The 11541-nt window shown below is 69.1% G+C and carries 10 protein-coding genes; 3 read left to right on the top strand and 7 right to left on the bottom strand.

Features of this window, described 5'->3' with window-relative positions:
• Complete coding sequence (locus ACTWPT_RS54800) at positions 1 to 972, bottom strand: FAD binding domain-containing protein (protein WP_443185510.1); 972 nt, start codon at positions 970 to 972, stop codon at positions 1 to 3.
• Positions 972 to 1577 (bottom strand): (2Fe-2S)-binding protein, encoded by a 606-nt coding sequence (locus ACTWPT_RS54795; RefSeq protein ID WP_443185509.1) that lies wholly within the window; start codon positions 1575 to 1577, stop codon positions 972 to 974. The genes ACTWPT_RS54800 and ACTWPT_RS54795 overlap by 1 nt, the downstream gene beginning before the upstream one ends.
• 91 nt (positions 1578 to 1668) lie before the next feature.
• Here ACTWPT_RS54795 and ACTWPT_RS54790 point away from each other — a divergent pair, with 91 nt between their 5' ends.
• Positions 1669 to 2274, top strand: coding sequence for a TetR/AcrR family transcriptional regulator (locus ACTWPT_RS54790; RefSeq protein WP_443185508.1), 606 nt, complete (start codon positions 1669 to 1671; stop codon positions 2272 to 2274).
• A gap of 525 nt (positions 2275 to 2799) precedes the next feature.
• Positions 2800 to 3102, top strand: a complete 303-nt coding sequence (locus ACTWPT_RS54785) for a hypothetical protein (protein ID WP_443185507.1) — start codon at positions 2800 to 2802, stop codon at positions 3100 to 3102.
• Between the two features lie 112 nt (positions 3103 to 3214).
• On the opposite strand, the gene ACTWPT_RS54780 is transcribed toward ACTWPT_RS54785, so the two are convergent.
• From ACTWPT_RS54780 to ACTWPT_RS54760, 5 genes are all read right to left on the bottom strand, one after another.
• On the bottom strand, positions 3215 to 4039 hold the full coding sequence (locus tag ACTWPT_RS54780) for a carbohydrate ABC transporter permease (RefSeq protein WP_443185506.1): 825 nt from the start codon (positions 4037 to 4039) through the stop codon (positions 3215 to 3217).
• 1 nt (position 4040) lies between these two features.
• Positions 4041 to 4997, bottom strand: coding sequence for a carbohydrate ABC transporter permease (locus ACTWPT_RS54775; RefSeq protein ID WP_443185505.1), 957 nt, complete (start codon positions 4995 to 4997; stop codon positions 4041 to 4043).
• A 74-nt stretch (positions 4998 to 5071) separates the two neighbouring features.
• Positions 5072 to 6376, bottom strand: a complete 1305-nt coding sequence (locus ACTWPT_RS54770) for an ABC transporter substrate-binding protein (protein WP_443185504.1) — start codon at positions 6374 to 6376, stop codon at positions 5072 to 5074.
• Positions 6377 to 6512: 136 nt separating this feature from the next.
• Entirely contained in the window at positions 6513 to 8207 is a 1695-nt protein-coding gene (locus tag ACTWPT_RS54765) for a hypothetical protein (protein ID WP_443185503.1), read from the bottom strand.
• Between the two features lie 134 nt (positions 8208 to 8341).
• Positions 8342 to 9739, bottom strand: coding sequence for a hypothetical protein (locus ACTWPT_RS54760; protein ID WP_443185502.1), 1398 nt, complete (start codon positions 9737 to 9739; stop codon positions 8342 to 8344).
• Positions 9740 to 9864: 125 nt separating this feature from the next.
• Here ACTWPT_RS54760 and ACTWPT_RS54755 point away from each other — a divergent pair, with 125 nt between their 5' ends.
• On the top strand, positions 9865 to 11331 hold the full coding sequence (locus ACTWPT_RS54755; protein WP_443185501.1) for an extracellular solute-binding protein: 1467 nt from the start codon (positions 9865 to 9867) through the stop codon (positions 11329 to 11331).
• Positions 11332 to 11541 lie beyond the last annotated feature (210 nt).

Below are 11541 nucleotides of genomic sequence, written 5' to 3'. Positions count from 1 at the left end.
TCAACCTGCCACTTCCAGCAGAGCGCGGACGATGGTCTGTCGCAGGAGCGCGGCTTTGAAGGCGTTGCCCTCCAGCGGGTGGGCGCCGTCGGCGGCACGGGCGGCGGCCGATTGGAAGGCTGCCTGTGTTGCGGGCCTGTTCAGCAGCGCCTGCTCCACTGCGGGCAGCCGCCATGGCCTGGTGCCGACGCCGCCGGCTGCGACTCGGGCGGCGGCGACGACCCCGTCGCGGAGGTCCAGGGCCACGGCGGCCGAGGTGAGGGCGAACTCGTACGACTGGCGTTCGCGGACCTTCACGTACGCCGATCGCCTGGCCCAGGCCAAGCGCGGGACGAGCACGGCGGTGACGAGCTCGCCGGGCCGCAGATCGTACTCGACGTGCGGGGTGCCACCGGGCAGGCGGTAGAAGTCCACCAGCGGCACGCTCCTGGTGCCACCGCGGCCGCGCAGCTCGACCCGGGCGCCGAGCGCGACCAGGGCCACCGCGAGATCGCTGGGGTGGGTCGCTACACAGGCGGCGCTGGTGCCGAGGATGGCGTGCGAGCGGTTGTCGCCGTGGATAGCGGGGCAGCCGGTGCCGGGCTCGCGCTTGTTGCAGGGGCTCGCGTGGTCGCGGAAGTAGCCGCAGCGGGTACGTTGCAACAGGTTGCCGCCGATGGTGGCCATGTTCCGTAGCTGAGGCGAGGCGCTGGCCAGCAGGGCGCGGGCGATCATCGGGTATCTGGAGGTGATCAGGTCGTGGGCCGCCACCGCGCTCATCGATTCGAGTGCGCCGATTCTCACGCCACCGGAGTCCTGGCGAATGCCGCGCAGAGGTAGTGCGGTGATGTCGACCACCTGGCCGGGGCTCATGACCCGCAGTTTCATGAGGTCCACCAGTGTCGTACCACCGGCCAGGACGGCCGCGCCGTCACCGGCCAGGGCCAGCGCCTCCTCTACGGTGCGGGCGGCGGAGAAAGCGAAGGGGCGCATCAGCTCGCCCCGGCCTCGGAGGTGGCCTTGATCGCGGCCACGATGCCGCCGTACGCGGCGCACCGGCACAGGTTGCCCGACATGAACTCGCGGATCTCCGCCTCCGAGCCCGCACGGCCCTCCTCCAGCAGCGCGACCGCGGACATGATCTGGCCCGGCGTGCAGTAGCCGCACTGCAGGCCGTCGTGCTCGACGAACGCCCGTTGCACGGGGTGCGGCCGCCCGTCCCTGGACAGCCCTTCGATGGTGGTCACCCGCTTGTCCGCGACGCTGCCCGCGAGGGTGAGGCAGGACAGCACGCGCCGGCCGTCCACATGCACGGTGCAGGCTCCGCACTGCCCCCGATCGCAGCCCTTCTTGGTGCCGGTGAGCCCGAGCCGTTCGCGCAGCGCGTCCAGCAGCGTCACGCGGGCGTCGAGGCTGAGCTTGTGAGTGGCGCCGTTGACGTCGAGCACGAGATCGAGCTCCGGGGTGGCCACCGCCGGCTCCGCGGTCGCGGGTGCGGGGACGGTGAGCTGGGCGGCGACGGCTGACGCCGCGGCTCCGGCGAGGAAGCCGCGGCGCGGGATGCCGCCCTCCGCGCCTGGTTCAGGCGGATGGTTCATGTGAGCTCCCTGCCATGTAAGAGGCTTTGACAATGTCAGCATCATTTACATTCGACTGGGAACTGTCAAGGTTTGCGGCTACTGTGATGCCGTGCGGAACAGTCCAAAGCGCGGTCGCTACCACCACGGCGAACTGCGGGAGGCCGTGCTCGACACCGCCGTCGACCTGATCACGGAGAAGGGCGTGGCCGGATTCTCGCTGGCCGAGGCGAGCCGCCGCCTGGGCGTGACCGTCGCCGCCCCCTACCGGCACTTCGCCGACCGTGACGAGGTGCTGGCGGCGCTCGCCATGCGCGCCGTGGACGGGCTGGCCGCCGCACTCAAGACCGAGGCCGGACAGACGGCGGCGACTCCGGCCGACGCGCTCGCCGCCGCCGCGCGGGGTTTCATCCGCTTCGCCGCCGAGCACCGCTCCCTCTACCTGGTGCTCCTCGCCTCCGGGCTCGACAAGTCCCGCCATCCCGAGCTCCTGGCCGCCACGCAGCGCATCGGCGCGCCCTTTCTGGAGCCCGCGCTCGCGCTCTGCGACGGCGACCCCGACAGCGCCCAGCGGCTGACCACCGCGGCCGTGGCCGTCGCGCAGGGCTATGCCGCGATGCTCCTCGACAACTCTTTCCAGCGGGACGACGTCGCCTCGGTCGCAGCACAGGCGTCGGACACGATCCTGGCACTAGTGCGGGGCCGGGTGGCGCCGTAGAACCGCTTCTCACGATCCCTGTTGACGCTCCACCCCTCCAAGTGATAGCCAATCACATTGTGAGTCTATTTAACATTGGAGCAGGTTCACGCTGGGAGGTGCTCAACCCGGCCAACAGTGCCGGGGTGGGTCTACCTGTCTGTCGTCACCGCAGCGCCCATCGGCCGCTCGGCCTGCGGTCGGCAGGATCGGCCGGCGCGGGCCTGGCACCGACAGTGAGCTCGGGCACGTAATTATGGATGGCTTGAGCGGCTGACGCCGAGAAGCCGGGCGATGCTGGAGACCCCGGTGAGTGAGCAAATCGCGGGCATGTCGACCTGCTCGGAGCCCCATCGCCGACGGGCGAGCGAAGCGCTGGGAACTTCCAGCTCGGACTCCTCATCGCGATGCGCCGCGACTCCGATCTCGCACATATGGTGCGGCGACCGGCGAACCTCTCGACCTGTTCCTTCGGCAACTCGTGGACGCGGCACTGCTCCCCATGCTCAACCATCAACTCGACCAGCGATAAAGGACCCTCTTGCCATGTGGCAGACCATCGTTCTCAGCTTCCTTGGCGGCCTCATCGCCGGCAACGGGCTCCCCCATTTCATCCGCGGCATCACCAGAAGGAGCTACCCGAGCGCATTGGGCAATGGGCCTATCATCAACCTCGTCGCGGGATGGGCCGGCCTCGTCCTCGGAGGCCTGCTGTTGTGGTGGGCACACATCGACCGCTACCCCGAACTGTCCTTCGCATCCATCGGTACGAGCGTCCTGCTCATCGGACTCTTCCACGCGGGCCCAGGTGCCTTCGGACGCAAGCAGCGGAGAGCAGCAGACAAATGATCCCCTGGTGCTCACGTCCTGCTCTTCCCGGCTGAGCAAACGGGGCAGGCCCACGACCGTGGCGAGTTCGCATCTTCTGCGATTCGCGACCGTGGGGGACCGAAGACAGGCACTAATCCTTCAGGCCCGCGCTGAGGTCGGCGTTCATCACGTACTTCTGGAAGATCAGGTAGATCACGACAAGGGGGATCATGGACAGGACCGACGCCCCGAGCAAAACGGACCAGTTGACGTTCTCCGCGCCCACGATGCTCGCGACGCCGATCTGCAGGGTGAACTCGTTCGGGTCGTTGAGGATCACGAGGGGCCAGATGTAGTCGTTCCACCGCCACTGGAACGACATGATGGCGAGGGTCATGATGATCGGCCGGGAGAGCGGGAGCATGATCCGGATGAAGGTCGACAGTTCCCCGCTGCCGTCGATGCGGGCCGCGTCCAACAGGTCGCGCGGCACGCTCAGGAAGAACTGGCGGAACAGGAAAGTGCCCGTCGCCGTGATCACCGAGGGGGCCACCACGCCGGCGAGACTGTTGTACAGGCCCAGGTCGCGGACGATGAGGAACAGGGGCGAGAGGATGACCTCGCCCGGCAGCATCGTGGTGGCCAGAATGCAGATGGTGAACGCCCGCAGCCACCAGTTGGTGTACTTCGCCAGGGCGTACCCGCAGGTCGCGCTTGTCACGATGGTGATGAGGGTCGCGGACACGGCCACGATGAGGGTGTTGCCGAAGTAGCGGCTGAAGTCGAAGCTCGTCCAGGCCTCGGTGAAGCCGGAGATGGTCGGCTGCTCCGGGAAGATGGTCAGCGGATAGGAGAACAGCTCTCCCGCCGGTTTGAAGGAGCTGAGCAGGAACCACAGGACGGGAATGCCGTACAGGGCGACCATGAACCACAAGGCCGCCGTCGCCCAGACCTTCTTCGGCAGCAGGTTGTCCATCTCAGGACTCCTTCCGGCGGTTGATGACCAACTGCGTGACAGCGATGATCATCAGGATCAGCATGAGCACGAAGGACGCCGCACTCGCGTAACCGATCTGGGCGCGGCGGAAGCCGGTCGTGAAGATGTACTGGATGAGCAGGTTGTTTTCGGTGCCCGGACCTCCGGCGTTGACCGCTTGGATGAGCGCGTACTCCTTCATCGAGTGCAGGGTGGTGAGCAGGATCACGATGAAGGACGTGGGCGCGATCGAGGGCAGCGTGATGTGGCGGAACTTGGCCCACGAGCCCGCGCCGTCCAAGGACGCGGCTTCGTAGTACGCGGTCGGCACGTTCTTGATGGCCGCGACGAACATCAGCATGTTGACCGCGGTGCTCCCCCAGGCTGCGGCGATGACCACGATGATCAGGGACAGGTTCGCGTTGGACTGCCACGGCACCGCCTCGCCGCCGAGCGCGATGATGACGTAGTTGACGAGCCCGAAGTTCTCACCGAAGATCCAGCGCCAGATGACACCGGCGATGATCGGGGAGATGAGCCAGGGCACGAAGAAGATCACCCGCGCGACCGGCTTGCCACGGCTGTTCGGGTTGACGAGCAGCACGGCCGCGCTCAGCGAGGCGACGTACGTCAGCGGAACGACGGCCACCGTGAAGATCACGGTACGGACCAGCGCCGCGTAGAACGCCTCGTCGTTCAGCAGCCGCTGGTAGTTGTCCAGGCCCACGAACGGCGCCGAGCCGACGCCCGTGTAGCTGGTAAAGGAGTATCCCAGGCCGATGACGGCCGGCCAGACGAAGAAGAGCAGGAACAGGGCGAGGTTGGACGAGATGAGCAGCAGGGGCGCCAGGGTGTAGCGGTCATGCCGCCGGATCCGCCGGCGGAACCACTGCCGCGACCCGGTCCGGGCCGGCGTCTCGTTGGCGCGCCCCGCCGATTGCGGCACACTCTCCGCCATTGCGCTCTCCTCCTTCTTCCGCGTTCTTCAACGCTCGGCCCGCCGGCGCGGGGAAGCGCCGGCGGGCCGGACGATCAGCCGATCTGCTGGTTGAGTCCCGACACGATGTTGTCGACGGTCTTCTTGATGTCCTGCTGACCGTTGATCAGCTTGGCCATCTCGTCCTTGGTCGGGTCGTCCTGGAGGGCCTTGCCGGCGAGCAGGAGCTTCGTCCCGCTCTGGTGTCCCGAGGAGGAGATCGGGTCCGCCAGCTCGAGCTCCTTGAGGTAGAGCTGGAACGCGTCCAGGGCCGCCTGGTTCTTGAACGGGTAGTTCAGCGTGAGACCGGACTCCACCGGCAGGTAGCCGTTGACCTGCGCGAGCTTCGTGTAGTTCGCGGGCTGGAAGACGTAGTCCACCCACTTCTTGGCGGGCTCGGCCTTGTCGCCGTTGTTGAAGGCGACCACCTTGCCGCCGAGGTTGATGTCGGTGGCGTGGACGGGGCCCGGCGTCGGCGCACCGGCCCAGTCGAAGCTCGTGATGCTCTCCGCGAAGTCCGCCACCTGCCAGACGCCGGAGAAGTACGCGACGACCTGGCCGCTCTTGAACAGGGCGTTCGGGTCGGCGCCCGCGCCCCAGACGGACTTCGGCATGACCTTGTCGTCGTTCAGCGAGGCGAACTTCGACATCGCCTGCACGGTGGCGTCGTCGGGGGTGGCGTACTTGTTGTCCGCGCCGAGCTGGAAGCCCTTGCCACCGTGGCCGTAGAGGAAGGCCCTGATGCGCGCGGGGGATTGGTCATAGACCAGGTCGTACTTTGCGCCCGTGGCGGTGCGGACCTTCTTGGCGGCGGCCAGGAACTCGTCCCAGGTCCAGGTCTGGCTCGGGTCGGCGGGAATCTTGACCTTGGCCTTCTCGAACAGGGTCTTGTTGACGAACAGCCCGGCAGCCGTCAGGTCGGAGGGGATGCAGAGGACCTTGCCGTCCTGGATGGTGAGCAGGTCTTTGTTGATCTTGTTGGCCGGGGCGTTCGCCGTCGCGGCGAGGTCCTGGAGCTGGTTGATCCAGATGGGGTCGAGCGAGGGCACGCTGGCCGCGTCGGGCAGGGAGTTGGCCTGCGCCGCCTGGCGCAGTTTGTCCTGGTAGCCGTCGTAGGGGACGTTGACGATCTCGACCTTGACGCCCTCCTTGGTCTCGAACTCCTTGGCCAGGTCGTGGTAGCCCTGCGCCTGGGCCGAGCTCGCCGAGAGCCAGAAGGTGATGCTCTTGGCGCCGGAGTCCCCGCCCGAGCCTGCGTCGGAGCTGGAACCGCATGCGGTGAGGGCCATCGCCGCGGCGACGGTCACTGGCAGCCAACGCCAGCGCATGAGTCGTCTCCGGGCTGTCGCAGAAGTCGTCATGGCGTCTCCTTGAACGTTGTCTGCCTGTGGCGTGGGACGGTAACTGGAAAGCGTTTGCCGGGTCAATAGTCAGTACATGAGATCTTTAAGATCTTCTGACATGCATACATCAGGACAAACTTCATTAGCTGCTGTTTTATCCCGGGTGATGGGCAGCTGCGAGACGTAAACGCAACCTTCCCGGAACCCGTCCGGCGACGTAGAGCCGCTCTCCCGACACGGCGTCGGTGCCCCCGAGGAACCGGTACTCCTCGCCGGGCTCGTAGCCGGGAACCGAATGGGAAGCGGCCATCGACATGGCGAACACCGTGACCGTGATCGAGTCGTCGCCAACGCGGTAGACCGCGGGCTCGCCCGGGTCGAGCTGCCAGGCATGCTCGTCCAGGGCCACGGCGCCCGTCATTCGCCCGCCGGGCCGGAAGGCCAGCTCCAACGCCCAGTCCACGGCCGGGCCCGCCAGGTCGACGGTCAGGTCGGCCCCGGTGTCCGTGATGGCCACGTGGACGGCGGTGGTCAGCGTGACCTCGTCCCGCGTGCGCAGGCCGAAGTCCATCGCCGAGCTGAACCGGCCATCGTCAACCAGCCCGTAGTGGCCGCGCGCGTCGCGGTTCTGATCCGTCATCGGCTGGTAGTAGGAGGCCGACACGGATTCCGTGAGCGTCGCGGTCGTGCCCCCCTGATCGTCCTCGACCAGCAATCGGGCGGCGCGGAACGGCCCCAGGCCGAAGAAGACACGCGAGAGACGCACGTCCCCCAGGACGGCCGCCCCGGCGAACAAGCGGAGAAACGTCGGGGAGTTCGCCAGCCCGGAACGGATGCGTCTGTGGCGCGGATAGTCGGAACCGCCGAAGACCACGGTCGTCGTCGCGGGCCGATGGTCGACGAGCAGTCCCGCGGCACCGAAGACGCGTTGCCGTGGTCTCCGGCGCGGGACGGGTTCCGGCAGCTCCCGCGCGATGCCGGGGTCGAAGATCAGCTCCGTGGCCGCGCGCGCCGGTGAGACGACCCCCTGGGACAGCGCAAGCCCGGCCGCCCAGGCGAGGTCGCCGCGGCCCCGCAGCAGCGCGATCCGGCGCAGCGGGAGCAGGTAGGGCGCCAGGGGCAGCGGCTGCCGCTGGTCGTGGCGGCGCGACAGCACCGTCTCGACCGACCCGTCCGGCAGCAGCAGATCGAGCGTGGCGTCCAGGTTCCGTTCGACGGCGTCGACCAGGTCGGGACGGTCGAACACCTCGGCGATGGCGAGCAGCGACGGGTTCGACACGTACGCGGCGTAGTTGGCGCTGCGTTCGGAGTACAGCCCGTCGTCGTCGATGTCGACTCCCTCGGCCAGCCACTGGCCGACCCGTTCCGCCAGCACCCGATCGGGCGCGAGCCGGTGCAGCCTGGCCAGGGCGGCCGAGATCTCCCAGCGGTGGTTCGGGGTGTGCACTCCACCCCGCGCCAAGGCCGGGGTGACCGCCGTCAGTAGGTCGTCGAGCAGGTCCGCCAGCCGGTGCTCGGCAGCGCCGGGAGGGTCGCGCCGCAGCATCCGCAGGGCGTCGGCGAGATCGTTGACGCTGAACGCGGAGTCCGGCGGGGAGTCGACGTTGTCACCGCCGGTGAACAACCCACCGGGACCCTGTAGCTCGCGCAGCCGGGCGGCGAGCCGGGCCGCGTGATCGAGCAGCCGGCCGTCCCGCCCGTACGCGACGAGGGCCAGGATTCGCTCCGCCAGCCGGCGGTGTTGCAGGTGACCCCCGCCATCGCCCTCGTTGAGGATCGCCTTGACCTGCCCGGTCAGGGCAGCCTGGACCGCCGCGGTGAACGCAGCGTCAACATGTTTGTCGTTCATCTCTGCATCGACCAGCCATGAGCGGGTTCATCTGGAAGCTGTAGCGGGCCGCGGCGTAGAGGTGCGTGCCGTACTCCACGGGCGTGCCGCTGTCGTTCTAGGCGACGATGCCGGCCGATTCATGTTGATCTCCTTCAGAGCGGCGAGATCTCGAGGGTGAGGTGGAGGGGGCCTGGGTAGCGGATTCGGAAGGGGGCGGGTCTGGCGGCGGCGCCGGTGGAGACGGTCACCGACAGGCCCGGCAGGAGCCAGCGGTCCGCGCCGACGTCAGCCCGGCAGTCCGACTCGAACTCGAGGTCGCCCGCGGCGGTGACCTCGAGCACGCCGTCCTTGGTCACGGTGGCGTCGACGCCGGCGGACGGCATGACGCGCAGCCAGTGCGGCGCGCCGTCGTCGCCGCGCCAGTGGACGGTGACCGGGTGGTACTGATCGTCCGCACCTGTTTTGGCGCCGCCGGTGTCCTGGGCGCCGATCATGTGGTGCGGCCCGAGCCACGACGTGGCGATCCGCCACGGGGACTCGGTGACGGTGGTGCTGACCCAGCGCGGTTCCTCCGGGGCCGGGGCGAGCAGCCCCGCGGCCTTGGGGTGGGCGCCGAGCAGGGCGAAGCAGGGGGCGAAGCACAGGTCGTGCGCGTGGACCGCCTGCGAGGGGTCGCCGGCGGGCAGCGGCGCGCGCTCCAGGCCGTCGGCCAGCGCGATCCACTGGCCGAGCAGGGACACGTAGCCGGACAGGTCCATGCCGTACGAGCGGTCGTACGGACCCGCCAGGTTGCGCAGGCCGGGGTGGTAGCGCCGGCCGATCTCCGTCCAGAGGCCGACCTCCATCTCGTCGCCGAGTTCGCGCAGGACCGGCGATGAGCTGCCGCGCCAGAGGGCCAGAGCGAACAGGTCCACTCCGTAGTAGGTGGGCGAGTTGAATTCGGCGAACGTCCGCGTCCGCCGCCAGATGTCGAAGACCTGCCGTCCCAGGCTCTCGCCGGCCGCGGCCAGCGCGGGATCGCCGCTCCGGACGCCGACCTCGTGCATGAGATGCGCGCTCATCAGGGCGATGTTGCTGTAGTGCGGCGACACGGCGCGTTCTCTGGCGTTGCCGGCCGCCAGGGCGAGCGCCTGCCTGATCTGCGCGACCAGGTCGTCCGGCAGCGTGCCGCCGTACTCGCGCAGGACGAGTAGGAGCGTGCAGCCGACGAACTCGCGCCAGTTCGGGTCGTAGTCGTTCCACAGGACCGGGTCGGCGGGAGGCTGCGGCTCCTGGGGGGAACGTCGCCAGGTGCCGTCGTACGGCGTCCCCGGCGCCACGTACTGGTGCGTCAGGACCGACGCGATCGCCTCGGCGGCCCGCTCGGTGTCGGCCCTCATGAGCAGGCCGAGCGCGTACCAGGAGGTCTCCCTGACGCCATGGGTGCGCCAGGCGTGCGAGGACCTGGCGAGGGAGATCGCCGGGTAGCGCAGGAGCCGCACTTCGGGGTCCCACAGCGAGTCCATCCACGCCATGGCCCGCGCCGCGAGCTGATGGCCTGGTCCACTCACAGGATCTACCTTTCACCTGTTGTCATGACATTCGGTGATTAGACCTGAAGGAGATGCACAGTGTCAATAGTGGCAAATAGGATGGCAAAAGAATGGTTTCGAGCGTGCTGCACCAAGGGAGCGTGATGTCGCACAGTCAGCCGCCACCGCTGTACGAGCAGCTCAAGGCCCGCCTGGTGGCGGACATCAGGGCCGGGCGCTTCGGTCCGGACGGCAGGATCCCCACCGAGCAGGAGCTGTGCGAGGAGTTCGGGCTGAGCCGCACCCCGGTGGCCAGGGCGCTGACCGAGCTGGCCCAGGAGGGGATCGTCCTGCGGCAGCGGCGGCGCGGCACGTTCGTCAACCCCGCGTGGGCCAGCGGGGCGGCTCCGGCGGAGGAGGAGCAGGAGACGGCCGACCTGACCGTCCTGGCGACCGGCACGGTCAGCGTCGACCACCTGCGGACGGCGGCGGCCGGCGCGGCCGCCCGGCCGCGGATCCGCACGGTGCGGTTCGACGAGCTCCACGCGGCCTTCCTGCGGGCCATCGCCGAAGGGCGCGGCCCCGACCTGGCCGTGCTCGACTCCGTCTGGGTGGCCGAGTTCGCCAGGGCGGGCTTCCTGACCCCGCTGGAGGACCTCGACGCCGACGGCTGGCTGGCCAACGAGTACACCCGCGACCTGCTGCCCCCGTTCTCCCACCGGTTCGGCGGACGGACGCCGGCGGTGCATGCACCGGCCGACGTCACCGGGCTGTGGTACCGGCGCGACACGTTCGAGCGGCTCGGGCGCCGCGCGCCCGGGACCTGGGAGGAACTGCGCGCCACCGGCCGGCTCCTGGCCGGGCGTCGTACGGGGTCCGGGCACGTCCTCGTCATGCCGGGCGGGCGCCGGGCGGGGGAAGAGACCACGTACGCGCTGACTGGGCTGCTCGCCGCCAACGGCGCCCTCGTCCTGGGCGAGGAGGGCGAGGTGGTCCTGGACAGCCCGGCGGCCGCGGAGACCATGCGCCTAGTCCGGGAGCTGATTGACGAAGAGGTGCTGTCGCCGGACGTCGCCGGCTTCGGCAAGGACGAGGCCATCGAGCTGCTGGGCGCGGGCAGGGCCGAGATGTGCGTCGGCGCGAGCTACCAGGCCGGTGCGCTGGCGAAGGTGACGAGGCTCTCGCTCGATCAGGTGCACAGCAGGTTCGGCTTCGCCCCGATGCCGCGCGGCCCGGAAGGCCGCTCCGCGGTGATGTGCGGCGGGATGGTGTACGTGATCCCGCGGCAGGCCCGCCATCCCGAAGCCGCGATGCGGCTGCTGCGGGCCGCCATGGCTCCCGACGCCCTGGTCCGGCTGTGCCTCATCACCGGGCAGCTGCCGCCGCGACGGACCTCGCTCCAGGCGGCCGCCGCCGTGTCGGCCTTCCACGCCCAGACCGCCGCGCTTCTCGACCGTGCCGTCCTGCGTCCGGTGAGCCCGGTGTACGCGCTCGTTTCCGCTCAGCTCCAGGTCATGATCGAGGAGGTTCTCCGCGGCGAGCGCGGCCCGGCCGCCGCCGTCGCCCGCACCGCCGATCTGATCCGCGCCGTCACGATGGCCGCTGACGTGACGCGACCTGCCGCGGGCTGACTGCCTTATCTATCGCCTGGCCGCGCAGCCCATCTGCTCGCATACGGGCTGATGGTGGGGCGGAAGCGACCATGCCTGATCATGCTAGTGCCGCGTCAGGCCACGTTCGCCCTGTTGACGATCTTCCGTAGGCGGGGGTTGTCGGTGTTGCGGTTTCGCCAGGCGATGTAGCGGCGGATCATGCTGCCCTGCTCGCGGTGGCTGGCATGG

This window comes from Nonomuraea sp. 3N208 (assembly GCF_052245935.1).
Taxonomy (GTDB): domain Bacteria; phylum Actinomycetota; class Actinomycetes; order Streptosporangiales; family Streptosporangiaceae; genus Nonomuraea.
This window is presented reverse-complemented; position numbering and strand designations above follow the sequence as displayed.

Excerpts from the sequence above, each read along its gene's own strand:
- ACTWPT_RS54800 (WP_443185510.1), bottom strand. The coding sequence starts at position 972 with ATGCGCCCCTTCGCTTTCTCCGCCGCCCGCACCGTAGAGGAGGCGCTG.
- ACTWPT_RS54795 (WP_443185509.1), bottom strand. The coding sequence starts at position 1,577 with ATGAACCATCCGCCTGAACCAGGCGCGGAGGGCGGCATCCCGCGCCGC.
- ACTWPT_RS54785 (WP_443185507.1), top strand. The coding sequence starts at position 2,800 with ATGTGGCAGACCATCGTTCTCAGCTTCCTTGGCGGCCTCATCGCCGGC.
- ACTWPT_RS54780 (WP_443185506.1), bottom strand. The coding sequence starts at position 4,039 with ATGGACAACCTGCTGCCGAAGAAGGTCTGGGCGACGGCGGCCTTGTGG.
- ACTWPT_RS54775 (WP_443185505.1), bottom strand. The coding sequence starts at position 4,997 with ATGGCGGAGAGTGTGCCGCAATCGGCGGGGCGCGCCAACGAGACGCCG.
- ACTWPT_RS54770 (WP_443185504.1), bottom strand. The coding sequence starts at position 6,376 with ATGACGACTTCTGCGACAGCCCGGAGACGACTCATGCGCTGGCGTTGG.
- ACTWPT_RS54765 (WP_443185503.1), bottom strand. The coding sequence starts at position 8,207 with ATGAACGACAAACATGTTGACGCTGCGTTCACCGCGGCGGTCCAGGCT.
- ACTWPT_RS54755 (WP_443185501.1), top strand. The coding sequence starts at position 9,865 with ATGTCGCACAGTCAGCCGCCACCGCTGTACGAGCAGCTCAAGGCCCGC.